12 protein-coding genes are annotated in these 14,174 nt (G+C 62.4%); 7 read left to right on the top strand and 5 right to left on the bottom strand.

Going from position 1 to position 14,174, the window contains the following annotated elements; genetic code table 11:
- Window positions 1–2 precede the first annotated feature (2 nt).
- Window positions 3–398 carry a DUF779 domain-containing protein gene (locus ACQKRQ_RS10810; RefSeq protein ID WP_427476835.1) on the bottom strand — a complete coding sequence of 132 codons (396 nt, stop codon included), beginning with the start codon at window positions 396–398 and terminating at the stop codon, window positions 3–5.
- A gap of 65 nt (window positions 399–463) precedes the next feature.
- A complete protein-coding gene (gene adh, locus ACQKRQ_RS10805; protein ID WP_132376439.1) occupies window positions 464–1,984 on the bottom strand; it encodes an aldehyde dehydrogenase in 1,521 nt (506 codons plus the stop codon).
- Window positions 1,985–2,318: 334 nt separating this feature from the next.
- On the opposite strand from adh, the gene ACQKRQ_RS10800 reads away from it, so the two are divergent.
- Window positions 2,319–3,374 (top strand): helix-turn-helix domain-containing protein, encoded by a 1,056-nt coding sequence (locus ACQKRQ_RS10800; protein ID WP_427476833.1) that lies wholly within the window; start codon window positions 2,319–2,321, stop codon window positions 3,372–3,374.
- A 124-nt stretch (window positions 3,375–3,498) separates the two neighbouring features.
- Here ACQKRQ_RS10800 and ACQKRQ_RS10795 read toward each other — a convergent pair whose 3' ends face one another.
- Window positions 3,499–5,862 (bottom strand): heavy metal translocating P-type ATPase, encoded by a 2,364-nt coding sequence (locus ACQKRQ_RS10795; RefSeq protein ID WP_427476832.1) that lies wholly within the window; start codon window positions 5,860–5,862, stop codon window positions 3,499–3,501.
- Window positions 5,863–5,941: 79 nt separating this feature from the next.
- Here ACQKRQ_RS10795 and cadR point away from each other — a divergent pair, with 79 nt between their 5' ends.
- The 6 genes from cadR (at window position 5,942) to ACQKRQ_RS10765 (ending at window position 11,479) form a co-directional block, all read left to right on the top strand.
- Window positions 5,942–6,373, top strand: coding sequence for a Cd(II)/Pb(II)-responsive transcriptional regulator (gene cadR / locus ACQKRQ_RS10790; protein WP_132376438.1), 432 nt, complete (start codon window positions 5,942–5,944; stop codon window positions 6,371–6,373).
- Between the two features lie 102 nt (window positions 6,374–6,475).
- Window positions 6,476–6,676, top strand: a complete 201-nt coding sequence (locus ACQKRQ_RS10785; RefSeq protein WP_132376437.1) for a hypothetical protein — start codon at window positions 6,476–6,478, stop codon at window positions 6,674–6,676.
- Between the two features lie 55 nt (window positions 6,677–6,731).
- Entirely contained in the window at window positions 6,732–8,135 is a 1,404-nt protein-coding gene (dbpA, locus tag ACQKRQ_RS10780; protein WP_132376436.1) for an ATP-dependent RNA helicase DbpA, read from the top strand.
- A 300-nt stretch (window positions 8,136–8,435) separates the two neighbouring features.
- Window positions 8,436–9,590: a pyridoxal phosphate-dependent aminotransferase gene (locus ACQKRQ_RS10775; RefSeq protein ID WP_427476829.1), complete on the top strand. Its 1,155-nt coding sequence runs from the start codon at window positions 8,436–8,438 to the stop codon at window positions 9,588–9,590.
- Window positions 9,591–9,712: 122 nt separating this feature from the next.
- The gene (locus ACQKRQ_RS10770; RefSeq protein ID WP_408248475.1) at window positions 9,713–10,501 is read left to right on the top strand and encodes an ABC transporter substrate-binding protein; all 789 of its coding nucleotides are present in this window, start codon (window positions 9,713–9,715) and stop codon (window positions 10,499–10,501) included.
- Between the two features lie 132 nt (window positions 10,502–10,633).
- On the top strand, window positions 10,634–11,479 hold the full coding sequence (locus tag ACQKRQ_RS10765) for an AraC family transcriptional regulator (protein WP_427476826.1): 846 nt from the start codon (window positions 10,634–10,636) through the stop codon (window positions 11,477–11,479).
- A 22-nt stretch (window positions 11,480–11,501) separates the two neighbouring features.
- Here the strand turns inward: ACQKRQ_RS10765 and ACQKRQ_RS10760 are convergent, their stop codons facing one another.
- Both ACQKRQ_RS10760 and ACQKRQ_RS10755 read right to left on the bottom strand, forming a co-directional pair.
- Window positions 11,502–12,089, bottom strand: coding sequence for a LysE family translocator (locus ACQKRQ_RS10760; protein ID WP_427476824.1), 588 nt, complete (start codon window positions 12,087–12,089; stop codon window positions 11,502–11,504).
- A gap of 125 nt (window positions 12,090–12,214) precedes the next feature.
- Window positions 12,215–14,080, bottom strand: a complete 1,866-nt coding sequence (locus ACQKRQ_RS10755) for a hypothetical protein (RefSeq protein ID WP_427476822.1) — start codon at window positions 14,078–14,080, stop codon at window positions 12,215–12,217.
- Window positions 14,081–14,174 lie beyond the last annotated feature (94 nt).

The following is a 14,174-nucleotide window of genomic DNA, read 5'->3' as shown; positions in this document are numbered from 1 at the left end:
GATCAGCCATCGACACGCTCGACCGGATGCGTTTCCAGCCACGCATTCTCTTCATCCTCGAAAAGACGGGAGCGCGTCAAGAACCGCAATCCGCTGGGCCGCTCCAAAGAAAACATTCCGCCATTTCCCGGCACAGCGTCGATGATCAACTGCGTGTGTTGCCAGTACTCGAACTGCGATTCGCTCATGTAGAACGGCACGCCCGCAATCGTGCCGAGTTTGACATCGGACGAGCCGACCATGAACTCACCCTGAGGAAACATCATTGGTGCGCTGCCGTCGCAGCATCCACCGGATTGATGGAACAGCACCTCGCCATGCTCGGCGCGCAACTTGTCGATCAATTCGACAGCGGCAGGCGTTGCGATCACGCGGGCGACTTCTTTCTCATCGGCCATCACATGCCCTCGCAGAAAAAAGAGCGAGCCGCGCAATGCGGCCCGCTCGAACAGGAACGCGACGCTTAGAAGAAACCGAGCGGCTTGTCGCTATAGCTGACCAGCAGGTTCTTGGTCTGCTGATAGTGGTCGAGCATCATCTTGTGATTTTCACGTCCGATGCCCGACTGCTTGTAGCCGCCGAATGCCGCATGCGCCGGATAAGCGTGATAGCAGTTGGTCCACACGCGGCCTGCCTGAATCTGCCGGCCGAAGCGATAGGCGCGCGTGCCGTCGCGTGTCCACACGCCGGCGCCGAGACCGTAGAGCGTGTCGTTGGCGATTTCGAGCGCTTCTTCTTCGGTCTTGAACGTCGTGACCGATACCACCGGTCCGAAGATCTCTTCCTGGAAGATGCGCATCTTGTTGTGGCCGCGGAAGACGGTCGGCTTCACGTAATAGCCTTTGCTCAATTCACCGTCGAGCGCATTGCGTTCGCCGCCGATCAGACATTCGGCGCCTTCCTGCTTGCCGAGGTCGACATACGAGAGGATTTTTTCCAGCTGTTCCTGCGAGGCCTGCGCGCCGATCATCGTTTTTGTGTCGAGCGGATGCCCTTGCGTAATCGCCGCGACGCGCTTTAGCGCACGTTCCATGAAGCGGTCGTAGATCTTTTCATCGATCAATACACGCGACGGACATGTGCACACTTCGCCCTGATTGAGCGCAAACATCGTGAAGCCTTCGAGCGCCTTGTCGAAATAGCTGTCGTCAGCATTCATCACGTCGTCGAAGAAAATGTTCGGGCTCTTGCCGCCGAGTTCGAGCGTGACAGGAATGATGTTCTGGCTCGCGTACTGCATGATCAGACGACCGGTCGTGGTCTCGCCGGTAAACGCGATCTTGGCGATGCGCTTGCTGGAAGCGAGCGGCTTGCCGGCTTCGAGGCCGAAACCGTTCACCACGTTCAGCACGCCTGCGGGCAGCAAGTCCTGAATCAGTTCGGCGAGCACGAGAATCGAAGCGGGCGTTTGCTCGGCCGGCTTGAGCACCACACAGTTGCCGGCGGCGAGTGCGGGCGCGAGCTTCCACACGGCCATCAGGATCGGGAAATTCCACGGAATGATCTGGCCGACCACGCCGAGCGGTTCATGAAAGTGATACGCAACGGTGTCGTGATCGATCTCGGAGATCGAGCCTTCCTGCGCGCGCACGGCGCCGGCAAAATAGCGGAAGTGATCGATAGCGAGCGGAATGTCGGCAGCCATGGTTTCGCGCAAAGGCTTGCCGTTGTCGATCGTCTCGGCGACGGCGAGACGCTGCAGGTTCGCTTCCATCCGGTCGGCAATGCGGTTCAGGATATTCGCGCGATCGCCGACTGAGGTTTTTCCCCACGCTGCTTTCGCACGATGCGCGGCGTCGAGTGCGAGTTCGATGTCGGCTTCGCGCGAACGCGGAATCGACGTAAACGCTTCGCCGGTGATCGGCGACACGTTATCGAAGTACTCGCCGCCCGCAGGCTTCACCCATTCGCCGCCGATAAAATTCGCATACTGCTTCTTGTACGGGAATTCGGTGGTCAGAAATTGCATCTCTGCGTGATTCATCTGTGTGCTCCTCACATGTTTGAATGGGCTATATTCGGCTCGATATATCGCTTGGCCGCGTGAGGCTAGAGCCAGAAGCGTGCCAATGCACCGCGCTGGTGACCCTTGCACGCCTAGCAGGCACTCGCGCACGGCATGGGGCGTCGCGCTGTTCAACCGGCGTAAGCTGAGCGTTTCGTTTCTGAGCAGTGTGTGCAGCGCTGTTCACCAATTGAACAGAGGGTTTGATGTCTGCCGATGCAAAGGCGTGAGCAGGTGTCAAATCCGTTCGGCATGGGAATTGCCTTCTCCTTGCCTTCGATCCTCCTCGATATTCCGTTTGGGCAGATCCGGTATGACGATTGACACTCTCAGCGACACCCTGTCCAGTCCGACGCTCACGCCGCAGCCGAGCTTCCGCGTGCAGACCTGCGTCGCGCACGATGCCGACGAGCAGGCGCGCAATCTCCACGGCTGGAGCCAGACCTATGACCAGCTGACTGCGGGGAGTTTTGTCGGCGGCTTGACGGAGTTGTGCCTCGATCACATGCAGGTGTTCGTCGAAACGACCAGCCACACGTTGCGGCAAACCTGTGAAGTGCAGAAGGACGCGTACTGGTTCGGCATTCCGACGTGCCCGGCGGGTTCGGGGCGCATCGACGCGCAGGTGATTGCCGGCGATGCGCTCGCGTTTCGTCCGGGCGGCATCGAATTTGAACTGCTGACGTCGGCGGGTTATGAGATTTTTGGCGTAGTGGTCAAAGGAGAAGTGCTGCGCCGTTACGCGGCGGAAGTGGAGCGCGTCGGTCTGGCCGATCACGTGCCGAACACGCAAGTCGTGCCTATCGGCATGGCTCGCAAGCAGCAGTTGTGTGCCACGCTGCGCCAATTGCTCGACGATGGCGCGGCGCGCGGCACGCCGCTGTCTTCGGTCGCGCGCAACAATCTGCAGGCGTCGGTGCTGGCTTTGCTCTTCGACGTCGGCGCGTTGCCTGCCTCTGAGCCGGTTGCGATGCCGGCGCGTCCGCGCCGTCAGTCGATCGTGTCGGAAGCGCGCGACTATGTGCTGGCCAATCGCGAGCGTGCGGTGAGCGTGCCGGAGTTGTGCGAGCAACTGCATGTGAGCCGGCGCACGCTGCAATACTGCTTTCAGGACGTGCTGGGCATGGCGCCCGCCACGTATCTGCGCGCAATTCGCCTGAATGGGGCGCGGCGCGATCTGTCGAACGCGTCGCGTGAATCGCGATCGGTGCAGGATATTGCGGCGGCGTGGGGCTTCTGGCATTTGAGCCAGTTCGCAACCGATTACCGGAAGCTGTTCGGCATGCGGCCTTCGGATACGTTGAAGGCGGCAATCGGCGCTCGCGTGGACATGGGCAGCGCGGTTAACGCCGTTGCGTTGGCGCACTAGTCTGACGGGACTTTCTCAACCACAGGCGCGGGTCATCGTCCCTGCTTCAAACCTGTGTTGCGGTTCCGCACTGTCGGCAGAACTTCGCGTCTCCCTTCGTCAAACCACAACACCTACCACGCCCTTACCTGCGCAACAATCGCAGCCCGTTCGCGACCACCAGCAGACTCGCGCCCACATCGGCGAACACGGCCATCCACATCGTGCCCAGACCGGTCACGGCCAGCACGAGGAAGACGCTCTTGATGCCGAGCGCGAGCGTGATGTTCTGCACCAGCACCGAATGCGTCGCCTTCGAAAGACGAATGAACGACGGAATCTTGCGCAGGTCGTCGTCCATCAACGCGACGTCGGCGGTTTCGATTGCCGTGTCGGTGCCCATCGCGCCCATCGCGAAGCCGATGTCGGCGCGCGCCAGCGCGGGCGCGTCGTTGATGCCGTCGCCGACCATGCCGACCGTCGCGCCGTCGTTCGACCATTGCGCGACCGCGTTCAGCTTGTCTTCCGGCAGCTGATTGCCACGCGCTTCGTCGATACCGACCTGCTGCGCAATTGCGGCGGCGGTGTGCGGGTTGTCGCCGGTGAGCATGGCCGTGCTCACGCCGAGCCGCTGCAATTCGGCGATGGCGGCGCGGCTCGTCTCCTTCACCGTATCGGCGACCGCGAATAGGGCGAGCACGCGTTCGGCGTCCACCAGCATCACGACGGTCTTGCCCTGGCTTTCGAGCGCGTCCAGCCGCACCTCGAGCGACGCGGAGCAGCGCCCGAGTTCTTCGACCAGCCGGTGATTGCCGAGCCAGTACGGCGCGCCGTCGATCTCGCCGCGCACGCCGCGTCCCGTGAGCGCCTCGAAGGCGTCGACGGTGACGTTGGCCAGGCCGTCGGCTTTCGCCGCCGCCGCGAGTGCCATCGATACGGGATGATCGGAACGCCCCGCGAGGCTCGCCACCAGCGTGCGGCAACGCACGACGTCGATCTCGGCGAGTATTTCGAACTCGGTTTGCACGGGCTTGCCGTGGGTGATCGTGCCGGTTTTGTCGAGCGCGAGCCGGGTCAGTTTGCGGCCCTGCTCGAGATAAGCGCCGCCCTTGATCAGAATGCCTTTGCGGGCCGCCGCGGCAAGACCGCTGACGATGGTCACCGGCGTCGAGATGACGAGCGCGCATGGGCACGCGATCACCAGCATCACCAGCGCCTTGTAGACCCACGCCTGCCACGACCCGTCGAACAGCAGCGGAGGCACGACGGCCACGGCGAGCGCGATGGCGAACACGATCGGCGTATACACGCGCGCGAACTGATCGACGAAACGCTGCGTCGGCGCTTTGGTGCCCTGCGCTTCCTCGACTGCGTGGATGATGCGCGCGAGTGTCGTGTTGCTGGCCGCGGCGGTGACGCGATAGTCGAACGAGCCGGTCTGGTTGATCGTGCCGGCGAACACCGCGTCGCCGACCGCCTTGTCGACCGGCAGGCTTTCGCCGGTGATCGGCGCTTGGTCCACACTCGAGCGGCCTGTTACGATCTCGCCGTCGAGCGCGATCCGCTCGCCCGGCTTCACGCGAACCACGGCGCCGAGCGCGATCGCCTTGAGTTCCATTGACCGCCAGCTGCCGTCGGGTTGCTGCACGCTCGCCTGTTCGGGCGTGAGTTGCATCAAACCCTGGATCGCATTGCGGGCGCGGTCGAGCGATTTCGCCTCGATCAGTTCGGCGATGGTGAAGAGCACCATCACCATCGCGGCTTCCGGCCATTGGCGCAGGATTAGCGCGCCGGTCACGGCGATGCTCATCAGCGCGTTGATGTTCAGATTGCCGTTGCGGATGGCGAGCCAGCCCTTCTTGTACGTCGTGAGGCCGCAGGAGAGGATGGCGAGGATCGCCAGACCCGCCGGCAGCCAGGCAGGCGCGCCGAGCCAGCCAGCGGCCTCTGAGCCTGCCGCCGCCACACCGGCGAGCGCCAGCGGCCACCACGGCTTGGGCGGCGCGTGCGGCGTGGGCGTGGGCGCGGCGTCCGGGCCGGCGTCCGCGAGTTCGGGCGTGAAGTCGAGCGAACGCAGCGCGGCGAGGATCGAGTCGAGCGCCTCCGGCGCGTGGACGATCGTCAAGACGCGCTGCATCAGGTTGAAGTCCATGCTGCGCACGTGCGGCATGCGGCTGAATTTCTTGCGGATCAGCGCTTCTTCGGTCGGGCAATCCATCTGCATGATGCGGATGGCGGTGCGCACGTTGCTGCCAATGGCTTCGGAAGGCGCCAGCGGGATCGACTCAGCTACGGCTGCGGCTGTGCCTGTTCCGCAGCACGCCGAGCCTGCATCACCGTGGGCGTGCGCGTGGCTGTGGCCCCGGCCGTCATGAGCATGGTCGTGATCATGCGCATCGTGACTATGACCGCAGCTCGCGTCGTGGGCATGGGCATGCCCTTCCTGCCCGTCCGCATGGACTTTCACCCGTTCGAGGCGGTCGGCATCGGCGTGGTCGGTTTGAGGCATGGTGGCTTCCTGGTTCGATTTGTGGTCTAGTAAACACCCTGAAGCCACTACAAGGTCAAGGCCGCCATCCGGAGGGTCCATGAAAATCGGCGAATTGGCGAAAATCGCCCATTGCACGACCGAAACCATCCGTTTCTACGAGAAAGAGGGCTTGTTGCCCGAAGCGGAGCGCACCGAGGCCAATTACCGCAGTTACACGGCGAAGCACGTCGAACGGCTGCGTTTCATCCGTAATTGCCGCGCGCTCGACATGACCCACGACGAAATCCGTGCGCTGCTGCGTCTAACCGACGCACCGGCGGACGGCTGCGGCGGCATCAATGCCTTGATCGACGAGCACATTGCGCACGTCGACACGCGCATCGACGAACTGAAGCAGCTGAAAGCGCAATTGACCACCTTGCGCGAGCAATGCCACGGCGAACAGGCCGTGGAAGACTGCGGCATCGTGCAGGGTCTCACCGACATGGATGTGAGCGCGCCGCGTGCGCGGCATACGCATCTGGGTTGACGTGCTCTAGCCGTCGCCAATTTGGCAGCAACCGTCCCATTCACGGCCGGGCCGTTCGTGCGGCTCGCCGGATAAGCAATCGAATCCAGTTGGAGAATCAACGTGTTTACCTGTAGAAACCAGTCCTGCCAGGCGCAGTGGGAGCAATCGGACGTCGTCATCAAGAACGAAGGACAGGGCCTCCTGTTCCGTTGCCCGATGTGCGGCGCGCGCAATTATGTCGAGCGTTTCGACGGGGACGATGGCTCGGTGCTGTACGAGCAGATGGAAGGCCGTCCTGACACCGGCCCCATAGCCGAATAAGTCTCTTGCCCTTTGCCGCCTTAGCCGCTTTATCCGATTGCGAGCCATCACCCTTATGAACAGTCCCACTACCGCCGGCGCGCCGTTCAGCCAGCTAGCGCTGCCGCCCGCGACGCTCGCCAACCTGACGCAGCTCGGCTACGTCGAGATGACGCCGATTCAGGCCGCGAGTTTGCCGATCGCGCTCGCCGGCCACGATCTGATCGCCCAGGCGAAAACTGGCAGCGGCAAGACCGCGGCGTTTTCGCTCGCGCTGCTGGCGCGCCTCGACGTGCGCAACTTCGCCGTGCAGGCGATGGTGCTCTGCCCCACGCGCGAACTCGCCGACCAGGTCACGCAGGAAATCCGCCGTCTCGCGCGCGCCGAAGAAAACATCAAGGTGCTGACGCTGTGCGGCGGCACGCCGATGCGTCCGCAAACTGCGAGTCTCGAACACGGTGCGCACATCGTGGTCGGCACGCCGGGCCGCATCATGGATCACCTCGAGCGCGGCAGCCTGCCGCTGCAGTCGCTCAACACGCTGGTGCTCGACGAAGCGGACCGCATGCTCGACATGGGTTTCTTCGACGATATCGCCACCGTCGTGAAGCAATGCCCGAAAGAACGTCAGACGCTGCTGTTTTCGGCGACCTATCCCGAAGGCATCGTCAAACTGAGCCAGCAGTTCCTGCGCAATCCGAAGGAAGTGAAGCTCGCCGAGCGGCACGACAACACCAAGATTCGTCAGCGCTTCTATGAAGTGACCGAAGACGGACGGCTGCACGCCGTCGGTCTGTTGCTGAACCACTATCGTCCGGTGAGTACGCTGGCGTTCTGCAACACCAAGCAGCAATGCCGCGATCTGCTCGACGTGCTGCGCGCACAGGGTTTCCATGCGCTCGCGCTGCATGGCGAACTCGACCAGCGTGAACGCGATCAGGTGCTGATCCAATTCGCCAACCGCAGCTGCTCGGTGCTGGTGGCCACGGACGTCGCCGCGCGCGGTCTCGACATCGCGCAACTCGAAGCCGTGATCAACGTCGATGTGACGCCGGATCCGGAAGTGCACGTCCACCGGATCGGCCGCACGGGCCGCGCCGATCAGGACGGCTGGGCGCTGAGTCTGGCAAGCATGAACGAGATGGGCCGTGTCGGCAGTCTCGAACAGGCGCAAAAGCGCGAGGTCGAATGGCATAAGCTCTCCGAACTCACGGCGGCGAGCAATGAGCGACTGTTGCCGCCCATGGAAACGCTGCAGATTCTCGGCGGCCGCAAGGAAAAGATCCGTCCCGGTGACGTGCTCGGCGCGCTGACCGGCGAGGCGGGTTTCGCCGGCTCGCAGATCGGCAAGATCAACGTGACGGAAATGTCCACTTATGTGGCGGTGGAGCGCAGTGTCGCGCGTGAAGCGTTGCGCAAGCTCAGCGCCGGCAAGGTGAAGGGCAAGAAGGTCAAAGTCCGCCTGATGGACGAGGCCTGATAGACGGCGAGGCCGGTCGCGAGCGCCCGCTCGAGGCCGGCCGCATCACATTACGTCATACCTCACAGTTTTCCGCGTTCTTTACGTAGCCTCGTTTCTTCCCCGAAAGTGCCGATCTGACCGGCTTTGCCCGTGGCGGCGCGCCTTCGCGTGAGCCATGACGTAAATGCATGCCGCGCATGACAAAGTTTCGATTGTGACGGTTCTTTGGCTGATGCCTAATCACCAAACCGGAAGGGACCGCCGCGCAGCTGGCCGTTCCATGAATCCGCTGCCGGATGGAGAAAGGGAGAAAGCCTTATGCAGAGCGCCACGCAAGCCCGCTCGAAGTTGCCTGACGTAGGCACGACGATTTTTACCGTGATCGGCCAGCTGGCCGCTCAGCACGATGCGCTGAATCTGTCGCAAGGCGCGCCGAATTTCGCGCCGGACGCCAAACTGATCGATGGCGTCGCTCAAGCCATGCGCGCCGGTCATAACCAGTACGCGCCGATGGCCGGCATCGCCGCCTTGCGCGAAGCGCTCGCCGACAAGGTCGCCGCGCTGTACGGCGTGCGCTACGACCCGGCCAGCGAAGTGACCGTGATCGCCAGCGCGAGCGAAGGGCTGTATTCGACGATCAGCGCACTGGTGCATCCCGGCGACGAGGTGATCTACTTCGAGCCCTCATTCGACAGCTACGGTCCGATCGTGCGGCTGCAAGGCGCCACGCCGGTTGCGATCAAGCTGTCCTTGAGCGACTTCCGCGTGAACTGGGACGAGGTCGCCGCCGCGATCACGCCGAAGACCCGCATGATCATCATCAACACCCCGCACAATCCGACTGCGACCGTTTTCAGCGAAGCCGACGTCGAGCGCCTGAAGGCCATTACGCGCAACACCGATATCGTGATTCTCGCCGATGAGGTGTACGAGCACGTGGTGTTCGACGGCGCAAAGCATCAAAGCATGGCGTGTCATTCCGAACTCGCGGAACGCAGCGTGATCGTCTCGTCGTTCGGCAAGTCGTATCACGTAACCGGCTGGCGCGTCGGCTATTGCCTCGCGCCCGCGGCGTTGATGGACGAGATTCGCAAAGTCCATCAGTTCATGGTGTTTTCCGCCGATACGCCGATGCAATACGCGTTCGTCGACGCATTGGCCAATCGCGAAAGCTATCTCGGCTTGTCCGCGTTCTATCAGAAGAAGCGCGATCTGCTCACCGAGGCACTGCGCGATTCGCGCTTCGAGTTGTTGCCGAGCGAAGGCAGCTTCTTCATGCTCGCGCGTTTTCGTGGTTTCTCCGAGGAAAGCGACAGCGATTTCGTGCTGCGGCTGATTCGCGATGCACGGGTTGCGACCATTCCGCTGTCGGCGTTTTATACCGATGGTACGGACTCCGGCTTGATCCGCCTGAGCTTCTCGAAGGATGATGCGACCTTGATCGAAGGCGCGCGGCGTCTCTGCGAGATCTGATCGGATAGGTAGCGGCAACACGCGACGGCTGCATTTTTGAACGCAGTATGATCGTCGCGCGGGCACGCATCAGCGCGCCGCGGGACGGCGTGACAACAAATTCGAAGGGACAGGGATCTGCTATGAAATTGCTCAAGCCTCTTTTGGCGCTGGCCTGTGCATTCGCGTCGCTCGCGGCGTCGTCGGGTGCAAGCGCTGCCGATACGTTGCGTTTCGGCCTCGAAGCGCAATATCCGCCGTTCGAATCGAAAGGCCCGAACGGTGAGTTGCAGGGTCTGGATATCGACGTCGGCAACGCGGTTTGCGTCGCCGCGAAGATGACGTGCAAATGGGTCGAGACCTCGTTCGACGGGCTGATTCCCGCGCTGCAAGGCCGCAAGTTCGACGCGATCAATTCGGCGATGAACGCGACCGAACAACGCCGTCAGGCGATCGATTTCACCACCGTCGTGTATCGCGTGCCGACGCAGTTGATCGCCAAACGCGACAGCGGTCTGCTGCCGACGCCGGCCTCGCTGAAGGGCAAGCGCGTGGGTGTATTGCAGGCGTCGATTCAGGAAACCTTCGCGAAGACGCATTGGGAATCGGCGGGCGTGAGCGTCGTGCCGTATCAGGACCAGAACCAGGTTTATACGGATCTCGTGGCGGGCCGTCTCGACGCGACGCTCGTGCTGGCGCCGGCCGGCCAGACAGGTTTTCTATCGAAGCCGAGCGGCAGTGGTTACGCCTTCGTGGGTGAACCGGTGCGCGACGACAAGATCCTCGGCAGCGGCATTGCATACGGGATTCGCAAGGGCGATACGGCGCTGCGCGACCGCCTGAATGCGGCGATCGCGAAGGTGCAGGCCGATGGCACGGTGAAGACGCTGGCCACGAAATATCTTGGCAATATCGACGTGACGGCGAAGTAATTTGTCGCGCGTGTCCGCACGCGTCGCGTTGTTCGGAGTGTTCGTAAGTCCGCTTGTTGATGGTGCGTTTGACGGCTACGATACGTAGGCCTTGCTGCGGCGAGGTCTACGCAAACATCGGAGAACGCGCGGATGAACGAGATCACGGAGGCGGCACTTCGAGCCAAAAGCGCTTCCGCGCCGCGGTTCTGGCGCGATGATGCGTTGCCGTTTATCGAGGTGCGCTCCATTGAAGACGGTCGCGACGTCTGCTACGCCAAACACTCGCACGAAACGTTTTCGATCGGCGCCGTCACGGGTGGACGCAGCGAGTATCTGAACCGCCACGCGCGTGAATGGATCGGCGCGGGCGCAGTCGTCATGATGAACCCCGACGACGTGCATGCGTGCAATCCCGTTGCCGACGAGCGCTGGTCATATCGCATGATGCATGTCGACGTGGCATGGCTCACGGGCCTGCAACACGAGTTGGGTTTCGGCGAGAACCACGCGTTTCGCGCGTTTTCGCAGACCATGTCCACGGACGCGGAATTGTTCGACGGTTTAAACCGGCTGCATGCGATTCTCGTCGACGATGACACCGACACATTGCGCAAGCAAAGCGCGGCCATCACCTTTTTCTCCGAAGTACAAAACAAGCTGAATCCGGCGATCTTGCCGGATCACGACGCGAGCCGCCAGCTCACGCGCGCAGCCGAATTCATCGCTGAAAACTGCACGCGGTCGCTGAAGCTGGAGGATATTTGCGAGGCGGCCGATCTGTCCGCGTCGCATCTGATTCGCGCTTTCAAGCAACGCTACGGCATGACGCCGCACGCTTACCTGATCAACCGGCGTATTCAATACAGCCGCGCGCAACTCAGGCGCGGGCGCGTGATCGCGGATGTTGCGCTCGACGCCGGTTTTGCCGACCAGGCGCATTTGCAGAGGATCTTCAAGCGGCTGGTCGCGGCGACGCCGGGGCAGTATCGCAGTTGAATCCGTGGGCTGCGCGGCGTCCTCACGCTACAAGCAGATAAAGCGCACTCGCCGCGAGCAATGCTGCCATCACACGATTGAAAAACCTCACGCGCCGCGCTTGCTGCAAGTACTTGCGCAGGAACGTGCCGGCATACGCCCAACTGGCGATCGACACATAACAGATCACGAAGTACACGACGGTGAATTGCCAGACGAGCCTGCCGTCGCCGTCGGCCGCATAGGCGCCCATGCCGGCCAGCGACGCGAGCCAGGCTTTCGGATTGAGCCACTGCATCGCCGCGCCATAAGCGAACGACGGTCCACGAGCCGGTTTGTCCGCGCCGAGTTGGCCGTCGTCGACGGCGAGTTTGTAGGCCATATAGAGCAGGAAGCCCACGCCCGCCCATTTGACGACGGTGATCAGGTTGGGGAAGTGGGCGAGCAGTTCATGCAGTCCCAGGCCGATCAGCAGAAGCAGGACGGTGAAACCGACGGTCGCGCCGGTGACATGTCGCATGCTCGCGACAAGCCCGTGCTGGGCGCCGGCGCTGAGCGCGACGATGTTCACCGGGCCCGGAGAAATCGAGCTGGCCAGCGCGAAGGCGGCCATGGAGAGTAAAGCGGTCATCGGATGCCTCGATACGGATGCGCGCAGGATTTGCGACGGTCAACGGTATCGGGCGAAGCGGCGGGGTGTATTGAAGGAAATTGCTATGGCGGGCCCGTATCGTTGCGATTCCGGGCCTCGTCGCCTTAGCGATGGGTGATGCGGCACCACTGATAAGGGAAGACGCCTTGGCCGACATAGGCTCTGTAAGTGGTGCAGGAGCCGGCGTCGATGGCGAAACCATGCCGCTCTAACGCGGGTCGCGCCTGTTCGATCAATTGGGCATTCTCGCCGGCCACATCGCGCACATCATCCTGCCGGATGTCGAGCCGGCACACGCGCTTGTCGGTAGCGTTGGGTGTCCATCGCAGGCTCGCGTGAAGGTGAAGGCGATCAAGCACAGCTTGCATCGCGTTGCAGCCCTTCACGCCTTCCGTTAGGCCGAGAGCGTCTGCGATCTGATCCATCTTCGCTACGTTGTCGACGCGCCAGTTGTAGCGGCCTTCGATGATCGCGTATGTAGGACCACCGCGAGAACGCACGATGTCCGCTATGTGCTGATCGAACTGAGGAGAGAACGGAAAGCTGCCGTCGATCTGTGTGAACGCGACCGACGCGGGAAAGAACTGCACGATCCAACCCCAAGGCGGATTCCCGCCGACGATAACCGCCGTCGTGTTCTGCGGACTGTCGAGCGCGGGCACGTCGGCACGGTAGCCCGCCCTTGCCCAGTGCTCGTGCCCCCATGTCTCGACACCGCCGGCCACGACAGCCAACGTCGTGACACCAAGCAACCATGCGGCCGCCCGCCGCGCGGTCAGATACGGCAAGAGCCGATTGAGCAGCAGATACGCGACGAGCGGCGTCAGCGTTTCGATCGGAACGACGTAGCGGTAGATGCTGAAAACGATCATCCACAGGAAGTAGCCCAACGCCACGAAGGTGATGACATAGACCGCTCGCAGATTCAATCGGCGCAATGGGACCCGTCTGCGCACCAGTTCCGCGAACCGGGTAGCGGCAAACATCCAGAACAGCACGTACACGATCGGCCAGATGATCTGATGCAGGCGCGCTTGTCCGACGCGCTTCGAATCGAGCGCAAATATGAACGGCCAAAGAACGTATTCGAGTGCGCTTTTCGGCAGCCACGATTGGTCTGCGACGCCGCCTGGCGGAGTGAGCGGATTGGGGAAGATCGAGCTGAACTGCGGAAAGAACGGGTTGCCGAACGTGTGCCACATCACGGCCATCCAGTAACCGCTCGCAGCAAGCAAGCCGGCGAGCGCGCCAACACCGAACAGGAACGCGGCGCGCACGCGTGCGAACGGACCTGCCGGCAACAGCAGCAGCCCTGCGCACAGGGCGAGAGCAAACGGCGCATTGGTCAGCTTGAGACCCATGCCCAGGCCGACGATGAGCCCCGCGCCGACCAGAGCCGCGGCGGCCGCAGCCGACCACGTCGTCAACCTGTCCCACAGATGCAGGATGAGCAGCAGTGAGGCGAGCACGAATAGCGTGGTCGTGTCGTCGCCCATGCAATTGCCCAAACCGGAGAGAAAATTCGCCGTCAGGATGCCCGCCGCGGCAAGCAGCAAAGGCGTGCGGTTCGCATCTTCGGGTGCGAGCTCCGGCAGCGTTCGCCGGATGATCGACAGCAGCAGCACGAAATTGAGGCCGTGCAGCGCGCCCATGATGAAGCCCGCCAGCGGCGCGGGAAAAGCCCGATTCAACGCGTAGTAGAAGACATCGAGCATCGGATTGAAGTAGGTCTGCATACCGGCCGCCGCGAAGTCGGTATGCAGCTTGTCGTTCAGGAACGCGAAGCCGTTGTACTGGTGGTAGTTGAAGCCGTCCCAATTGCGGTCCTGGCCGAGAAAAAGCGACCACAGGCCGAATAGGATCGGCACCCACACGCGCGCGGCGGCTGTCAGGCGAGGGTCGTTGAGATCCCATGACAAAGCCCGCCGCCAGAGTGAGCGGGAGCGGGCAGGACGGTCGGTTGTGTTCATGTTTTTATCGTTGCTTGAGAAGCCAAAGCGCTGCGCCGATCGAGTTGATGGCGATGCCAGCCGACACGATATCGGAAGCCGGCTGCGCAAGGGG

Origin of the sequence: Paraburkholderia sp. NPDC080076, from assembly GCF_050281145.1 — a bacterium.
In the GTDB taxonomy this organism is placed as follows: Bacteria; Pseudomonadota; Gammaproteobacteria; order Burkholderiales; family Burkholderiaceae; genus Paraburkholderia.
The sequence above is the reverse complement of the archived record's forward strand: the minus strand, read 5'-3'. Positions and strand labels throughout refer to the sequence as shown.

Excerpts from the sequence above, each read along its gene's own strand:
- dbpA (WP_132376436.1), top strand. The coding sequence starts at position 6,732 with ATGAACAGTCCCACTACCGCCGGCGCGCCGTTCAGCCAGCTAGCGCTG.
- ACQKRQ_RS10800 (WP_427476833.1), top strand. The coding sequence starts at position 2,319 with ATGACGATTGACACTCTCAGCGACACCCTGTCCAGTCCGACGCTCACG.
- ACQKRQ_RS10755 (WP_427476822.1), bottom strand. The coding sequence starts at position 14,080 with ATGAACACAACCGACCGTCCTGCCCGCTCCCGCTCACTCTGGCGGCGG.
- ACQKRQ_RS10810 (WP_427476835.1), bottom strand. The coding sequence starts at position 398 with ATGGCCGATGAGAAAGAAGTCGCCCGCGTGATCGCAACGCCTGCCGCT.
- ACQKRQ_RS10770 (WP_408248475.1), top strand. The coding sequence starts at position 9,713 with ATGAAATTGCTCAAGCCTCTTTTGGCGCTGGCCTGTGCATTCGCGTCG.
- ACQKRQ_RS10765 (WP_427476826.1), top strand. The coding sequence starts at position 10,634 with ATGAACGAGATCACGGAGGCGGCACTTCGAGCCAAAAGCGCTTCCGCG.
- adh (WP_132376439.1), bottom strand. The coding sequence starts at position 1,984 with ATGAATCACGCAGAGATGCAATTTCTGACCACCGAATTCCCGTACAAG.
- ACQKRQ_RS10775 (WP_427476829.1), top strand. The coding sequence starts at position 8,436 with ATGCAGAGCGCCACGCAAGCCCGCTCGAAGTTGCCTGACGTAGGCACG.
- ACQKRQ_RS10760 (WP_427476824.1), bottom strand. The coding sequence starts at position 12,089 with ATGACCGCTTTACTCTCCATGGCCGCCTTCGCGCTGGCCAGCTCGATT.
- ACQKRQ_RS10795 (WP_427476832.1), bottom strand. The coding sequence starts at position 5,862 with ATGCCTCAAACCGACCACGCCGATGCCGACCGCCTCGAACGGGTGAAA.
- cadR (WP_132376438.1), top strand. The coding sequence starts at position 5,942 with ATGAAAATCGGCGAATTGGCGAAAATCGCCCATTGCACGACCGAAACC.